Genomic DNA, 15,507 nt, shown 5'->3' with positions numbered 1-15,507 from the left:
TCTGTGATATCATATTTCTCGAGCATAATAAATTCATTTTCAATATCATTAAATCAAAAGCTACAGATATGTCATGCTTTTTTATTAATTCTCCATTTGCATTTGCTCTTATCATTTATCACAACATAAAAAAGGCCGTCCTGCGAAAGACGGCCTGTATTTAAAATATCAGATTTAAATTATTGAACCTGAATATTATCTAACTGAATAGTCGTTGTAACACCAGTTGATGCTCCGGTATATTCAAACAGTATAAATCCATTACCCGTTAATCCGGCAGGTAAAGTATAAGTTCCCGCAGGCGTTAATGTACCGTACCCGCTAACAGGGGTTTGTGGAATTGTAAATGCAGATGTAATATCTGTTTTTGTTGCTGCGGTAATATCTCCAAGTGGAGTATAATTGGTTGTGTAGTATACTTTTAAAGCATTACCGTTCCAGAATCCAACATTTACATCAAATTTCAACGTATTGGCAACTGTAAAATCAACAGGTACCGCAAAATAGGTCAAATAATTTCCAGACCCTGAATTAGCTCCCAGCTGAATATACTTATTGTTGCTGAAAGTTTTTAACTGCCAGTATCTGTTTCCTAATACCGCATCATTTACATATTTAGGATACACTTCAAGGTTAGCAGGAGTCAGCGAGTAACTTTCAAAGTTTTCAAGGAAAGAACCTGAATAAGTGATCTCAGTACCTCCTTTAGGCGGCGTTGAATCTACTCTTGTTCCAGTGAAATTAATATCGGACAAGCTTCTGATCAGCATCTGCCATGTTGTATTGTATCTGCTTACCACAAAAGTAACAGTTCCGCTCCCTTTCGGTAAAAGCTCTCCTCCACTCTTGAAGAATCCTGAGTTTCTGATTACTGCAGTACCACCTAATTTATCTTCAATATTTCTGTCTGTATCCAAGCCTTGGCCTCCTGCATCATAATCAAGATATTTTTTCTGTACCGGGAAAATTTCACTTATATTGAACTGCACATCAGACACCGTTACTAAAGTATTGATCAGATTAGCCTGTTTTGCATCATTTAATGAATTAAGCTTTGTTGGAATAATAGTCTGGATATCCAATCCGTTTCCACCACAAACTCCGGAAACATATCTTCCTACAAGAGCCTGAGGAATTCTACCAATGGCAAAATTCGGATCTTCAGAACCAAGTTTAATTGATCCTCTGTCAAGCCCTAAACGTAATCCTTTAGCATTAATTCTGATATGTGCCCCTACCGGAAAGTCTGCAAAGTTACTTGCTTTATCTACTTCGATCTGAAGACCCACAGTAGGGTTTACCGTTTTATCCTGGAAGGAGATCGTTTTATAAAAATTTCCCTGAGCATCAGAAGAAACGATATAACCGTCGAAAATCTGATCTGTTGTAATTAATTTGTATCCAGTTGCAGGAGCCTGAGCTGCAAAATCAGCCATTGAAATGGTAGGCGCCTCAAATTTATTTGAACAAGCGATTGGAGGAGTTTCCCAATCATCATTCTTTACACAAGAAGACACTGCAGACAGTACACCTACTGCCACAAATGCCGTTTTGAAAAAGTTAGTGAAATTATTCATTGTTATTTTTTTATTTATTAGAATCTGAATTGTAAGTTAACGAAGTACGAACGCCCCTGAGTATACCAGTATTTCGGTCCGAAAGAGGGTTTAGGGCTATAATAATCATAAGCGAAATCCATAGCTTTTGTTTCTCTTGTCTGTTCGAAACCTCCTGTGATGAATCTTCTGTTGTTCAGGATATTATTTACAGAAGCGGTCAATAATATATAATACTTTCCAATCATGAATGATTTCCCTGCATTAGCATTCAGGAAAAATGCAGAAGGAAGTTCTACCGGTTTCAGCATATCGCGTACATCACCATCGGTAAGACCTAAATAAGGAGTACTTGAATATGGGTTCTGAATAAAGTTATTCGTTCTCAAAGCCGGAGCCGGATCCAGATAATTATTATCGAAATAGTTCCAGTTGGCTCCTACCCACCAGTATTTTGGATTGTTATATCGGAAACCTAATGAGAAAGCTCTCTGAGGAGTACCTCCCTGCTTATAATCTTTCAGATATGCTTTACCGAAAGAAGTCACACTGCTTCCTGATGCATCAGAAACCAAATAAACTTCCGGATTATTTCTGTACGTATACTGTCCTAAACTTGCAAGTCCCTGTAAAGATAAAGTAGGAATAACTTTTAGATCAACACCTAATTCCACTCCCATATTTCTTTTCTCAAGATTAGACATCACCTGAGTAACGAATGCACTCTGTACCTGAGAAACAGATCCGTCTGGATTGGTGCTGCTCATCTGGATCCCGTCTGCAAAGAAGCGCTGTACGTTGGTTTCATTCTGTGTATCTACAATATATCCTGATGCTCTTAATTTAAGGAAAGGTGTATTGATAACATAGCTTAAATCATTAGCCGTGTAAACCGTACTCCTAATATTAGGATTAACAAGGGCATTGATTCTAGGATTGATAAACAAATCCTCCAGGAATGGTGCCTGATTGTACATCGCTCCGTTATACACTAAGAAATTACGTCCGTTGATACGATAAACGATCTGTCCTTTCAGACCGAAGTTCCAGAAATTGTAATCTTTACTTTTCCCGTAAGAGTTTTCATATAAATAATGCTTGAAAAGACCTTCTCTGTTTGAAGTGGAATATCCTGCCATAGCAGAAACAAATACATCGAAATTACCGGTAGAGAATTTCAGTCCCGGATTTACTTTTGCTTCCTGTCTTCTCAAAATATAATTATAAGTCATACGGTCTCCCACTCTCAACTGAACGTTAGGATCCAACGTATTATAGAATCCTGTAGAACCAGGTTTAGCAGACTCTTTAAACGGATCAACACCAATAGCATAATCACCCCCTAAAAGGTCTTTCATTTCACGGTAAAGTTCAGATTTGTAGTTCTGATAAGAAACGTTCATGATAAACTTTATACGGTCGTTAAAGTTGTACGTGTAGTGTGTACCTGCGTTGAAGATCTTATCATCACTTACATCATCTACAAGATATATCTTGGAACGTTTCCCTGATAATCCGTACAAACGAGCCATTTCAGCCTGGTCTGCAGCATCGTTCTTTTGATTATTGGCATAGATCTGCCCCCAGTTGATCTGAGTAACATTGGGATCTCCATTCTGCCAATTAGACATGCTTGTATTATAGGCATCCCAAAGCGTGTTATACTGCATGGGATCAGTTTCAGTGTTATTAACGGAGTTATAAATAATACTGTTGATATAGTAACTTGGTAAGTTTCTATAATAAGTAGGTGACGGATTGGTTACCCCATTCCAGTCCAAACGCGAACCTTTATCTTTTCCAAACTGGTAAGATGCAGTTGTCCAAAGGCTGGAATTTTTATTAATCTTCCAGAAATCCTGAACCTGAAAAAGCGGCTGGAATCCTTTTCGAACTCTTTCACTCCTTTTTTCTCCATCCTGCCATCCCCAGTAAGAGTTGTAATGTACACCTCTGTAGTCATATACTTCCTGAGTACTTGGACTGGCTGTAGATCTTCTATATGGTGCACCTATCGCATTGAATGTTATCGTATGGCTGTCACTGAATTTCTTTTCTATACCCAGGTAAGCACCATAAGCATCGTAGAAAGTTCCTTCCTGAATTCCTTCCTCAGCCCATCTTCTGGCTCCCATTACAGTAAATGCCCACCCTTTTTTACTCATTCCTGAGGTATAACGTAAAGAGGTTCTGTTTCTGTAGTTTCTGTTAGTCAAGGACTGTGTAAACTGGAATCCTTTTCTATACTCACTGGCTTTCGTATTCTTATAAACAACAGAGCTGTTTCCACCAAAAGCGTATTCAGACGGAGAATGGTTAGATGCGATCTCCGGATATCTCGTGATCTCGTTCAATCCACCCCAATTGCTGAAGTCAACATTACCATTATCAGATTTTACCATTGAGACACCATTCAGCATAGATTCTCCTGTTCTCCCATCAATTCCTCTCGGACGGAACCAGTAAAATCCTAGATCAAAAGCAGCAATTCTGCTGAAAATATCCTGAGAAGATTGTAATAATCCCACTGTAGAAGCTTGCCCGCTGCTGTTGCTGTCATCATCATCATTGTCTATAATCGCTAATCCTTGATCTGCGTTGGTAAGTGCAGAATATAGAGTTATGACCCCTAGATCCTTTCTTTTCTCATCGGTTACGTCAAACTCCATCATTTTGGTTTCGAAGTTTGGTTTCGTAATCATAATTTGATAATGGCCCGGCTGCAGGTCTACAAACTGGAAGTATCCAATTTTGTCAGCCGTTACATCATTTTCGCTCCCTTTAAGATCTACTTCTGCCCTTTCAACAGGCTTTCCATCAGCATCCTTAAGATACGCAAATACAGTAGTCTGCGCAAAATAGAATGAAGCAGGAAGTAAAGTAAATAAAGAGACTAATGATAGTTTTTTAATCATGAGTATATTATTTTTTTTAATACTTTTCTTCTTAATTCTCAACAGTTTAAAAGTTGGGGGCACAAATTTAATCAAAATTTGGAATCTCCAACTTTTTTAACAATATTTTTTCTTAACATTGCAACCTTTTAAGATTCATTATATAAAAGAATTGTTTTATCTTGTTTTAAATTTACAAATATTTAAATGGAGTGAATTAAAAAAAGGTAAATTTGTGGTTTAAATAATTTTAATACTCTAGAGGATGAAGAGATTGATGAGCTTTATCGCTGTTATTTTTTCAATAATGGCTTTTGCACAACAGGGAAAACTTAGGAAAGTGGCTACTGTTGGCTTTTTGAATGTTGAAAACCTTTGGGACACCATCCGTTCGGCAGACTATATTGATGGTACAAAAGATATCCGTAATCCGGCTTTCCACCGAAGCATTCCAATGGATTCCATTAAGTTTTTAGAAGCAGAGAAACATGACGGGCCTTGGAGTGACGGTGCTTTAATAGGCAAAAAAGCAGTAAGATATCAAAGCGGATCTGACGAATTTACGCCAAACAGCAGTAAAAATTATAATACTAAAATTTATAAGGCCAAGCTTGCCAACGAAGCAAAGGTAATATCTGAAATGGGTGCACAGTATACGAAAACAGCACCTGCAGTAGTTGGACTTATTGAAGTTGAAAACAGGCAGGTCATTGAAGACCTGGTAAAGCAGCCTGTTCTTGCCAAATATGACTACGGAATTATTCATTATAATTCTTATGATTACAGAGGAATTGATGTTGCATTAATTTATCAGAAAAGAAGATTTACCCCTACCAATTCATTGAAAAAAGAACTAAAAGTTTTCGGTGATGATGGTAAAAGAGAATATACAAGGGACATTTTGGTAGTAACAGGTTTCCTGGACAATGAAAAAGTTGCATTTTTCATGAATCACTGGCCATCAAGAAGAGGTGGCGAAGCCGTTTCATTACCTAAAAGAAATGCTGCTGCCGCTTTACTGAAACAGCAGATGGACAGTATAAGAGCAGCAGACCCTTCCACTAAACTTTTTGCAATGGGTGACTTTAATGATGATCCTGTGAGCGCAAGTTTGAAAAATTATCTAAAAGCTGTTGCAGGCCCCAAAGATCTGAGCGAAACTACACCATATCTTAATTTAATGTATCCTTTATATAAAAAAGGGATCGCTTCTCTGGCTTACCAGGATGCTCCGAACCTTTTTGACCAGATTATTGTTTCCAAAAATTTAATAGCTGATCAGGTGACAAAAGAATATTCTGTATACAAAGCAGAAATCTTTGCTCCACCTTATTTAGTGAATAAAGAAGGAAATTACAAAGGATATCCTTTCAGATCCTGGGATGGAGACCGATTTACAGGAGGATACAGTGATCACTTCCCGGCATTTGTTATTCTTCAGAAAGAACCATAAAAAAATTGACTTAGGCACTCATTTTGAGTGCTTATTTTATATACAATGTTCATTATGAAAAATCTTATTATACTATTTTTCTTCGCCTTTATTCCTTTCAGCTGTTTTTCCCAAAACAGTCCCAAGAAAGAAGAAGAAAAATCAGAAATGAAGCCTTCTAAGAACGAAGACGGAGAATGGGAGCTTACTGTGATTGATACCCAGTTTGATTACTTTTTAAATGCTGTAGCCAAACCGATCAGCCAGTACTCAGAATCTTATCTGAAAACAAAAAATACATTTCTGGTTACCGAATGGAATTCCTACTACAATTCAGGGAAATACCGGAATATTATAGAGTCAGGTATAGATTACGACCCAAGAGAAAACTACGGAATAAAATTCGAGTATAAGCTGTATCAGGTTTTTGCCTATGTCAGCTGGAAATACGGACTAAGAATGAATGGACTTTCCGGAAGCGATGCTGTTAGATAAAATAAACACTAATGTTTATACATTTGATCTACAATAAAAAAGGTTCAGAATTTCTTCTGAACCTTTTTATTTTTATAATAGCTGAAAATTATTTGTTGAATAATTCCTCCACTTTATCCCAGTTTACAACATCAAAGAATGCTGAAACATAATCAGGTCTTCTGTTTTGGTAGTTTAAATAATAAGCATGCTCCCAAACATCTAATCCAAGAACCGGAGTTCCTTTCACGTCTGCAACAGGCATTAACGGGTTATCCTGGTTTGGAGTAGAAGAAACAGATACGGATCCATCTGCATTTTTAATCAGCCAAGCCCATCCTGAACCAAATCTGGTTTTAGCCGCATCAGAAAAATCAGTTTTGAATTTTTCTAGACCTCCATAATTTTCAATGGCAGCTTTTACATTTCCTACAGGCTCTTTGCTTCCACCCGGGGTTAAAATTTCCCAGAATAAAGAGTGGTTAAAGTGTCCTCCTCCATTATTTCTTACGGCCGGCTTGTCAGTCCCAGTCTGGCAGATCTCTTCGATTGTTTTTCCTGCCAATTCAGTTCCTTCGATTGCTTTATTTAGATTGTCAATATAAGCCTGATGATGTTTTGTATAATGGATCTCCATAGTCTTTGCATCAATAGTTGGCTCTAATGCATCGTATGCATATCCTAATTTAGGTAATTCAAATGACATAATTTTTATTTTTAATGTTATATCCAAATTTAGCCAATATTTAAGCGATTATCAACAATTGGGGATTACTTTAATAAATCTTTAACATTGATATATTGATTTAGAATGAATTAATTTTTATAGGAGGGAAGCAGAAAGTCGGAAGATGGAGGTATCGCAGTATAAAATACATCTCAAAGTTGTACTTATTAATAAAAATATGAGCAGCTGTCTTTCCTTAACAGTCCCCAACTTCAAGCTTTTTAAATACCTAAACTCTAAGACTTTCAAGCGCTAAGATTTTCAAAAACTCTCCTATCCAAATAAAAAGCACGAAGATCGCTGATCCCCGTGCTTTTTTATTAACAATTAAATTAATCTATTTATTCATAGACATCAGGAATTCTTCGTTATTTAAAGTTCCTCTGATGTTTTTATTTACAAATTCCATTGCTTCTACAGGATTCATTTCAGAAAGGTATTTTCTGAAGATCCACATTCTCTGAGAAGTAACTTCATCTAAGAGAAGGTCATCTCTACGCGTACTTGAAGACACAAGGTCAATTGCAGGATAAATTCTTCTGTTGGCAATTTTTCTATCCAACTGAAGTTCCATGTTCCCTGTTCCTTTAAATTCTTCGAAGATTACTTCGTCCATTTTAGAACCTGTATCGATAAGCGCTGTAGCAATAATGGTTAATGAACCGCCTCCTTCAATCTTTCTGGCCGCTCCAAAAAATCTTTTCGGCTTGTGAAGTGCATTAGCATCCACACCACCTGATAAAACTTTACCTGATGCCGGCGTAACGGTGTTATAAGCTCTTGCCAATCTCGTAATTGAATCCAGCAAGATCACTACATCATGTCCACATTCAACCATTCTCTGGGCTTTTGCTAAAACAAGATTCGCTACTTTTACGTGCTTATCTGCTGCTTCATCAAATGTAGAGGCAATTACTTCCGCATTTACACTTCTTTCCATATCGGTAACTTCTTCCGGACGTTCGTCAATCAGAAGAACCATCATATATACTTCAGGATGATTGGCCGCAATAGAGTTGGCAATATCCTTAAGCAACATCGTTTTACCTGTTTTAGGCTGGGCAACGATCATCGCTCTCTGTCCTTTTCCGATAGGTGCGAAAAGATCCACAATTCTTGTTGAAAGTGTAGATCCATTTCCTGTAAGGTTAAATTTCTCTTCAGGAAAAAGCGGAGTCAAATATTCAAAGGCAACACGGTCCTTGATGAACGCAAGATCACGTCCGTTCACTTCTGTAGGTTTCAGCAAGGAAAAGTATTTTTCACCTTCTTTTGGAAGTCTTACAATTCCTTTAACGGTATCTCCGGTTTTCAGACCAAAATTTCTGATCTGTGCTGTAGAAACATACACATCATCAGGAGAAGAGATATAGCTGAAATCAGATGAACGAAGGAATCCGTAGTTATCCGGAAGGATTTCCAAAACCCCTTCAATACTAACCATCCCGTCAAAACTAAACTCTTTTCTGTGCTCAGAATGATGCTCCTCATTTCTGTCAGCATGTTGTCTTTGCTGATTTTGATTTGGATTCTGATTCTGGTGCTGATTAGGATTTTGGTTCTGACCCTGGTTTTGGTGTTGATTAGGGTTCTTATTTTGGTTTCCGCTGTTTTGCGGATTGTTGTGTCCTTTTTGTTGGGATCTGGCCTGAGGTTGGGAAGTAGCAGGCTTTTCTTCTGATGGAGCAGATCCCTGAGGTTCTGCATTTTTAGGAGCTTCTGCTCTTTCTTGTGGAGTTTCTGTATTGCCTGTGTTGGCAGTTACTCTCTTTCTTTTTTTCCTAGCCTGTGCTGAATTATTTTCTTCAGGAGCGGAAACTGTTTCAGCTTTAGGCTCTTCCTGCTTTATTTCTTCAGCAGCCGGCATCTTTTCTTCTACTTTCTCTTCAGCTTTAGGGCTTTCTTCAGTAGGTGCTTTTGCTTCTGCTTTGGGTTTGGCAGGTTGTCTTTTAGGCGCTGCTTTTTTTACAGGAGCCTTTGCAGGTTTATCTGCCGGTTTTTCTTCAGTATCCATACTGGTTTCTGTGGCGTTGAAATAATCTTTTGCAACTTTAGGGTTAGAAGCCTGAAAGTCAAGAACGGCAAAGATCTTATCATTATCATTGCTGTTTCTAGCAACTTTAACGCCTAAATCTTTTAAGATTTTAGTCAGTTCCGTTACGGATTTTGACCTTAACGTTTCTATGTTAAACATACTTAATGTAAAAATGTAATTAATTGTGAGTAAGAAAAGTAAGTCCGGTGACTTTTGTTTTCAAGTACATATGTATAATGCAAATCTACACTTATTTTTGAATTGTGCAAAATTTATGTTATTTTTGCCAGGTATTTAATAATCTATGTTACAGAGAATACAGACTATATGGACCCTTTTGGCAGTTTTGGCTGCTGTTTTCCTTTTCATTACGGGACAGGATGTTGACGTTTTCGGCAATATTCCGGTGATTAATATTGGCTGTATTGTACTTGTTTTAGCAGGAGCATTGAGTATTTTCAGTTTTAAAAACAGGAAAAGACAAATTTTGCTGAATACATTCAGCATCATTATAAACGTTTTGTTGATTGGTGTATTGGCGTACTGGTTACTAAACTTATCCGGAGGAATTCAGATTCCTGAGAAGGGTATTGAGCCGGTTTTCCCATTGATCGCGGTAATATGTCTGTTTATTGCAAACGCATATATCCGCAGAGATGAGAGGCTCGTGAAATCTGTAGACCGACTTCGATAGCCTTACAACGATTTTTTGAGTGAGAACAGTTCCGAAAGGAGCTGTTTTTTTTATTTAACGCAAAGTTTCACATCTAAGTTTTATTATTTTAAGTGGGGCAAAGATGCGGGCTTCGCCGTTGATTAAGCGGATGGTAATACGAGCGCTTATTCAATCAATCGAAGATTGATTTTCACTTTGCATCCTTAATTTTTACATTTTTAAATTAAACTTTGCGTTTAAAATAAACCATTAAGATTGAATAGGCTTTTAAGAATATTAAGTTCAGCTTCACTTAAAAGCAGATGATTTTCTTAATTATATTTACCCCCTTTAACCTTCTTAATGATTCAAAAATGTATGCTCACCAGATATTTTATATCATTTCATGCAACATTTCCGTTAAGAATACGACTGATCCTATAAATTGTATCAAAAAATGAAAAAACTAACCTACCTGGTCCTGTCATTCTGTTCAATATTTACATTTGCACAGGAAGTTTCAAAAGAAAGAGTAACCACCATACTTGCAACTCTTGCTTCAGATGAAATGAAAGGCCGCGAGATCGGAACTCCGGAAAATGATAAGGCTGCAGAATACATTGCAACGCTTTTTAAAGAAAACAAACTTGAATACTGTACGGGAAATTCTTACCTGATTCCTTTCGAATATGAAGGAAAGAAAGTTTATAATGTATGTGGAATCAAAAAAGGAAAAACAGATAAATACTTAGGATTTTCAGGGCATTTCGACCATATCGGGACCAGTAATAAAACCGGTGACAATATTTATAACGGGGCAGATGATGATGCGAGCGGAATTACCACTTTAGCAGGTATTGCCGACTATTTTAAAAATAAAAAGCCTGAATTCTCAATGGTTTTCATGGCCTTCAACGGTGAAGAAAAAGGAATGCTGGGTTCAAGAGCTATTTCTACAGATACCGGCTTAGATAAGGTATATAATAATATGACTGCACTTTTCAATTTTGAAATGGTGGCTACAGAATCCCAGTTCGGAAAGAATGCTCTTTTTATGACAGGCGATGAATTTTCTGATTTTGATGAGCTTTTTAATAAGTATGCGGCCAACGGATTAAAAATCAATTCCGATCCGTATGCTGCACAAAAATTATTCTACAGATCAGACAATGTGAGCTTTGTCAAGAAAAAGATTATTGCTCATTCATTTTCTACCGTGGACATGACAAAAGCGTCCCATTACCATAACGAAAGTGATGATGTAAAGGTTGTAGATTTTGATAATTTAACAACCATCATCAATAATGTTGGAAAAACTTTAGAAAAACTGACACCACAGAATTTTGCTCCGAAATATAATAACAAAGTAAAATTTCAATAATAAATAATAAAAAACAAAACCGCCGGACTGGCGGTTTTTTCATGCCCTGAACCCTTCTAATCACTGAAAATTAAACAAACGTTTGTAACAAAAAACAATTTACTGAAACATATTAATTAAAGTAAAACAGGATTAAGAACGTCTTTTCCTTTAATTTTACGTAATTTTGCTATCCAATTTTTCATTGAATGAAACCATTACAAAGAATACTTTATTTCGCGAAACCGCATCAAAAATACCTTTTCGGAAGTATGTTTTTCAATATACTGTACTCCTTACTCAATATCTTATCTGTAGGAACTATGCTTCCTATTTTGGGGCTGATGTTCGGTACGATTGAAAAACAAGGAAAAGAACCGGTATGGAGCGGTGCCTTCGGCGATTATTTCAATTATATAAAAGATAAAGCTTATTATTTTGTACAGGTACAAATTGATCAGCATGGTGCTGTTTATGTACTTGCTGTTCTGTGTGCGATTACAGCAGTTTCATTTTTATTAAGAAATATTTTCAGGTACGTAGGCGCATTCCTTTTAGTGAATTACCGTGTGGGGATTACCCGTGACCTTCGTACTGCGATGTACAATAAATTCCTACAGCTTCCTGTTTCATTCTTTACGGAGCAGAGAAAGGGAGATATGATGTCCAGAATCTCCAATGATATCGGGGGTGTAGAAGGTGGAATTATGGGGGTCTTGGTGGATATTATTAATTCCCCGTTTATGATCATCTCTTCATTAATCGCATTATTTTTACTTTCTCCCCAGCTTACCCTGTTTTCACTGGTGGTTTTCCCGGTTATGGGATTATTGATCTCCTGGACGGGGAAAAGCTTAAAAAAGCAGGCTCATTTTGCCCAGGCTGAACTGGGAAATCTTTTTTCACTGGTAGACGAAACTTTAAAATCTTCTAAAGTAATCAAAATCTTTAATGCGGATAAGATCCTTAAGAACAGATTCAACGAAACAACAACCAACTGGCAGAATTTCGCCATAGATATGAGCCGAAGAAGAGAATTGGCCTCTCCTATGAGCGAATTCCTTGGCTCCATCACTATTCTTATTATTACGTGGTATGCCGGAACTCAGATTTTAGAGGAACAGACTATGAAACCTCAGGCTTTCCTGGTTTTCATCGGAATGTTCTTCCAAATCCTGGATCCTGCCAAAAAGCTTTCCAGTGCAATATCTTCTATCCAGGGAGGTATGGCAAGTTTGGAAAGAGTAGCTGAAGTTCTTGATTATGATTTAAAGGTAGAAGAAATTGCAGAGCCGGTTTCTATCTCTACCCTTAGCAACCAAATTGAATTCAAAAACATTGGATTCTATTATGATAAAGACAATGTTATCCTTAAGAATTTCTCACTGATCATTCCGAAAGGAAAAACCATAGCCCTTGTAGGACAGAGCGGGAGCGGAAAAACAACGATTGCCAACCTTCTGGCCAGATTCTATGATGTGAATGAAGGTGAAATTTTAATTGACGGAACTAATATTAAACATTTAAAATTAAAAGAATACCGTCAGCTTCTGGGAATGGTAACCCAGGAGTCTGTATTGTTCAATGATTCCATCTATAATAATATACTGATGGGGAAACCTGAGGCCACAAAAGAAGAAGTTATTGAGGCGGCAAAAATTGCTAATGCCGATACCTTTATTTCGAATCTTCCCGAAGGCTATGATTCCAATATCGGGGATGATGGGAATAAACTTTCCGGTGGACAGAAACAGAGGGTTTCTATTGCCAGAGCCGTATTGAAAAATCCACCGGTAATGATCCTGGATGAAGCCACTTCTGCCCTGGATACTGAATCCGAAAGATTTGTTCAGGATGCTTTGGATAAAATGATGGAAAACAGAACCTCACTGGTTATTGCCCACCGCCTTTCAACCATACAAAAAGCAGACTGGATTGTAGTAATGGAGAAAGGAATTGTAGTGGAACAGGGAACACATCATGACCTTATCGCTAAGAAAGGAATGTACCACAAACTGGTGGAGCTTCAAAATTTCGACTAATCGTTGATTGAATTAAATTTCATTTAAATGAATCCTATACAAGAGTATTTCTACAGAATTAAAGAACCTGAAAGAAGTGCTCTTTTGTTTTTACGCAAAAAAATTCTGGAATCTGATACGGAAAATATAACAGAAACATTAAGCTTCGGGCTTCCATTCTTTAAATACAAAAAGAAAATGCTGTGTTATCTTTATTACAGCAAAAAGTATAAGCAGCATTATGTAAGCTTTTATCACGGCGATAAACTCGATTACCCTGAACTTATCCGGGATGGCAGAAGGAAATTTAAAATCCTTTTAATTGATATGGAAAAGGATTTACCTGTTTCTTTTATTATGAATGTCATTGATGATATAAAACAGTACCTGTGAACAGCCAATACAGAGACTAAGCTCAACAAAATACAGCTGAAAATTCTTTTGCTTTAACGAAATGCAAAAGAATTTAAATCAATCTGGTATAATCAAAATAGGACTACTTAACATCATGCATGAGTAGAAAAATTCAGGATACCAGGCTTATATTTTAAGTATAAAGTTGTTGATGTTAATATCAGAGGGGATATCCAATTTTTTTCGGATTCTATATTTTCTGCTTTCAATCGCTCTCACACTGCTATTGGTACATGAAGCAATTTTTTTAGTATCAAAATTCAGTCTCATTAATGCACAGATATGGATTTCGGAACTAATAAGACCTGAGTTGATATTTAAAAGGTTAGGCATAAAATCCGGAAAATAAATCTGAAATTTTTCAATAAAGAGAGGTGAATCTACTTCTGCCAGCTCTAAAATTTCGGCAATATTGTCTTCAGTAAGATTATTGTTAGTGATCTGCTGTTTCATCAATTCATTATTGGTCTTAAGCAGGTCTTCGATGGTTGAATCTTTAATCTCCGTTTCCTTCATTAAACCGTTAATGAGTTTATCTTTCTGGTATATAAAGAACGCATCTATGAGAAATTTCGTAAAGCAAAAAATGATATTAAGCAATTGTATTATCTTAAAGTCTGCCTCCTTGATATATTTGCTTCTTGGTAAAAAATTCAATTCAAAATATAAACAGCCGACAAAGTTTAGAGCAATAATGATCACAATAAACAATATAAGATAATAATCTTCTTTGTAATTGAAATAGAAAGGCAATGCAAATAAAAGCGAAAAATAGAAATATTCAACACCTGCATTCCTAGAAGTATATATATAGAAAAAACTTATTATGAATGTAAGAGCTATAAAAACAATTATTATTGTTGCTTTTAAAACTCTTCTGAATTTACTGATTTTTCCTATAAAAAATATTAAAAATAACCAGAAAAAAGTAATACAGATAAGAAATGTAGATCTCCCACCATCTCCAAAGAAAAATACCGAATAAAATAAAAACAGTAAAAAAAGAAATAAAAGATAACGATTGATCAGCTTTATATAGTTATGGTCTAAATAATTATCATATACTTCATTTTCACTGTTAATTAGTTTAGAAATCCTGTTTATCATATTCCAAAACGTTTAAAATGTGACTGTATTACAAAATACACAGTAAAGATAATTCTCCCACAGATTGATTACAAACTTATATTTTAAAAATACGCTTCCACTTGGAAAGAGTATTCCGGCTCATTCGGAAATAGTTCGCCGTTTGCGTATTATTAAGTTTATTTTTTTTCTGATATTCAAGGATATTGAGAATGGACCTTTGGTCATAGGAGCGAAGTTTTTGATTTTTACTTTCCACTAAAAGCTCTTGCTTACCAAAAATCATTCTGTTTAATGCTATAATATCTATAACAGTATTAATCGTTTCAATTTTTTGCATGATCCTGAAATTATTCATTTTATCAGGGAATTTCTCCTCAATAATATCAGTATATATTTTTTTATAATCCGGCCCTGTATCTTTCATGCTTTTTTAATCCACTTGGAAAGAGTGGTTTTAGGTATTCTGTATTTCAGGACCACGTCATTCATTGTCATCTTTTTGCTGACAATCTTTTCTATTATAAAACTCTTCACTTCCTCAGTATATATGTTTTTTCTAAAAGCCGGAAAGTTATCTTTTGGCCTAGAAATATCATGCCTCTTACTGGGAGGGGCATAAAGAATCAAATGCCCGCTATACACTCTAAAAAAATCATACTCCAGTAACTTGCTCCATCTTAACAATAAAAAGGTATCAATACTGCTTTCCCGATACATACTTTCAATCTCGTTCTCACTGCATTTCATAAACTTCTCAATTCTGCCGACAGGCATCCCAACTTCACGAACCCGTTCATGTATAAGCTTTCCAATATGTATACTTTTTAAATTCATCCTTCATTTGTTTTTA

The 15,507-nt window shown here is 36.2% G+C and carries 13 protein-coding genes; 6 read left to right on the top strand and 7 right to left on the bottom strand.

Annotated features, from left to right (window positions below):
• Positions 1–179 precede the first annotated feature (179 nt).
• Together LC418_RS03410 and LC418_RS03405 are read right to left on the bottom strand one after the other, a co-directional pair.
• Positions 180–1,577: a M949_1556 family lipoprotein gene (locus LC418_RS03410; protein ID WP_223558108.1), complete on the bottom strand. Its 1,398-nt coding sequence runs from the start codon at positions 1,575–1,577 to the stop codon at positions 180–182.
• Positions 1,578–1,594: 17 nt separating this feature from the next.
• A complete protein-coding gene (locus LC418_RS03405; RefSeq protein WP_223558107.1) occupies positions 1,595–4,471 on the bottom strand; it encodes a carboxypeptidase-like regulatory domain-containing protein in 2,877 nt (958 codons plus the stop codon).
• Between the two features lie 244 nt (positions 4,472–4,715).
• On the opposite strand from LC418_RS03405, the gene LC418_RS03400 reads away from it, so the two are divergent.
• Both LC418_RS03400 and LC418_RS03395 read left to right on the top strand, forming a co-directional pair.
• Positions 4,716–5,903: an endonuclease/exonuclease/phosphatase family protein gene (locus LC418_RS03400; protein WP_223558106.1), complete on the top strand. Its 1,188-nt coding sequence runs from the start codon at positions 4,716–4,718 to the stop codon at positions 5,901–5,903.
• Positions 5,904–5,957: 54 nt separating this feature from the next.
• Positions 5,958–6,377 carry a DUF6146 family protein gene (locus LC418_RS03395; RefSeq protein ID WP_111959037.1) on the top strand — a complete coding sequence of 140 codons (420 nt, stop codon included), beginning with the start codon at positions 5,958–5,960 and terminating at the stop codon, positions 6,375–6,377.
• 88 nt (positions 6,378–6,465) lie between these two features.
• On the opposite strand, the gene LC418_RS03390 is transcribed toward LC418_RS03395, so the two are convergent.
• Both LC418_RS03390 and rho read right to left on the bottom strand, forming a co-directional pair.
• Positions 6,466–7,062: a superoxide dismutase gene (locus LC418_RS03390; RefSeq protein ID WP_111958832.1), complete on the bottom strand. Its 597-nt coding sequence runs from the start codon at positions 7,060–7,062 to the stop codon at positions 6,466–6,468.
• A gap of 358 nt (positions 7,063–7,420) precedes the next feature.
• The gene (rho, locus tag LC418_RS03385; protein WP_223558105.1) at positions 7,421–9,277 is read right to left on the bottom strand and encodes a transcription termination factor Rho; all 1,857 of its coding nucleotides are present in this window, start codon (positions 9,275–9,277) and stop codon (positions 7,421–7,423) included.
• A gap of 145 nt (positions 9,278–9,422) precedes the next feature.
• On the opposite strand from rho, the gene LC418_RS03380 reads away from it, so the two are divergent.
• The 4 genes from LC418_RS03380 (at position 9,423) to LC418_RS03365 (ending at position 13,547) form a co-directional block, all read left to right on the top strand.
• Entirely contained in the window at positions 9,423–9,812 is a 390-nt protein-coding gene (locus tag LC418_RS03380; protein ID WP_111958828.1) for a DUF4293 domain-containing protein, read from the top strand.
• 418 nt (positions 9,813–10,230) lie between these two features.
• Positions 10,231–11,154, top strand: coding sequence for a M28 family peptidase (locus tag LC418_RS03375; RefSeq protein WP_223558104.1), 924 nt, complete (start codon positions 10,231–10,233; stop codon positions 11,152–11,154).
• Positions 11,155–11,342: 188 nt separating this feature from the next.
• Positions 11,343–13,175 carry an ABC transporter ATP-binding protein gene (locus LC418_RS03370; protein ID WP_223558103.1) on the top strand — a complete coding sequence of 611 codons (1,833 nt, stop codon included), beginning with the start codon at positions 11,343–11,345 and terminating at the stop codon, positions 13,173–13,175.
• A 27-nt stretch (positions 13,176–13,202) separates the two neighbouring features.
• Entirely contained in the window at positions 13,203–13,547 is a 345-nt protein-coding gene (locus tag LC418_RS03365; RefSeq protein WP_223558102.1) for a DUF1801 domain-containing protein, read from the top strand.
• A 147-nt stretch (positions 13,548–13,694) separates the two neighbouring features.
• On the opposite strand, the gene LC418_RS03360 is transcribed toward LC418_RS03365, so the two are convergent.
• From LC418_RS03360 to LC418_RS03350, 3 genes are all read right to left on the bottom strand, one after another.
• A complete protein-coding gene (locus LC418_RS03360) occupies positions 13,695–14,084 on the bottom strand; it encodes a helix-turn-helix transcriptional regulator (RefSeq protein ID WP_223558101.1) in 390 nt (129 codons plus the stop codon).
• A 667-nt stretch (positions 14,085–14,751) separates the two neighbouring features.
• On the bottom strand, positions 14,752–15,081 hold the full coding sequence (locus tag LC418_RS03355) for a helix-turn-helix domain-containing protein (RefSeq protein WP_111958820.1): 330 nt from the start codon (positions 15,079–15,081) through the stop codon (positions 14,752–14,754).
• Positions 15,078–15,491 (bottom strand): transposase, encoded by a 414-nt coding sequence (locus LC418_RS03350; protein WP_223558100.1) that lies wholly within the window; start codon positions 15,489–15,491, stop codon positions 15,078–15,080. The genes LC418_RS03355 and LC418_RS03350 overlap by 4 nt, the downstream gene beginning before the upstream one ends.
• Positions 15,492–15,507 lie beyond the last annotated feature (16 nt).

The organism is Chryseobacterium lathyri (assembly GCF_019970085.1).
GTDB lineage: Bacteria > Bacteroidota > Bacteroidia > Flavobacteriales > Weeksellaceae > Chryseobacterium > Chryseobacterium lathyri.
This window is presented reverse-complemented; position numbering and strand designations above follow the sequence as displayed.

Excerpts from the sequence above, each read along its gene's own strand:
- rho (WP_223558105.1), bottom strand. The coding sequence starts at position 9,277 with ATGTTTAACATAGAAACGTTAAGGTCAAAATCCGTAACGGAACTGACT.
- LC418_RS03365 (WP_223558102.1), top strand. The coding sequence starts at position 13,203 with ATGAATCCTATACAAGAGTATTTCTACAGAATTAAAGAACCTGAAAGA.
- LC418_RS03350 (WP_223558100.1), bottom strand. The coding sequence starts at position 15,491 with ATGAATTTAAAAAGTATACATATTGGAAAGCTTATACATGAACGGGTT.
- LC418_RS03370 (WP_223558103.1), top strand. The coding sequence starts at position 11,343 with ATGAAACCATTACAAAGAATACTTTATTTCGCGAAACCGCATCAAAAA.
- LC418_RS03380 (WP_111958828.1), top strand. The coding sequence starts at position 9,423 with ATGTTACAGAGAATACAGACTATATGGACCCTTTTGGCAGTTTTGGCT.
- LC418_RS03405 (WP_223558107.1), bottom strand. The coding sequence starts at position 4,471 with ATGATTAAAAAACTATCATTAGTCTCTTTATTTACTTTACTTCCTGCT.
- LC418_RS03360 (WP_223558101.1), bottom strand. The coding sequence starts at position 14,084 with ATGAAGGAAACGGAGATTAAAGATTCAACCATCGAAGACCTGCTTAAG.
- LC418_RS03400 (WP_223558106.1), top strand. The coding sequence starts at position 4,716 with ATGAAGAGATTGATGAGCTTTATCGCTGTTATTTTTTCAATAATGGCT.
- LC418_RS03355 (WP_111958820.1), bottom strand. The coding sequence starts at position 15,081 with ATGAAAGATACAGGGCCGGATTATAAAAAAATATATACTGATATTATT.
- LC418_RS03390 (WP_111958832.1), bottom strand. The coding sequence starts at position 7,062 with ATGTCATTTGAATTACCTAAATTAGGATATGCATACGATGCATTAGAG.
- LC418_RS03375 (WP_223558104.1), top strand. The coding sequence starts at position 10,231 with ATGAAAAAACTAACCTACCTGGTCCTGTCATTCTGTTCAATATTTACA.
- LC418_RS03395 (WP_111959037.1), top strand. The coding sequence starts at position 5,958 with ATGAAAAATCTTATTATACTATTTTTCTTCGCCTTTATTCCTTTCAGC.
- LC418_RS03410 (WP_223558108.1), bottom strand. The coding sequence starts at position 1,577 with ATGAATAATTTCACTAACTTTTTCAAAACGGCATTTGTGGCAGTAGGT.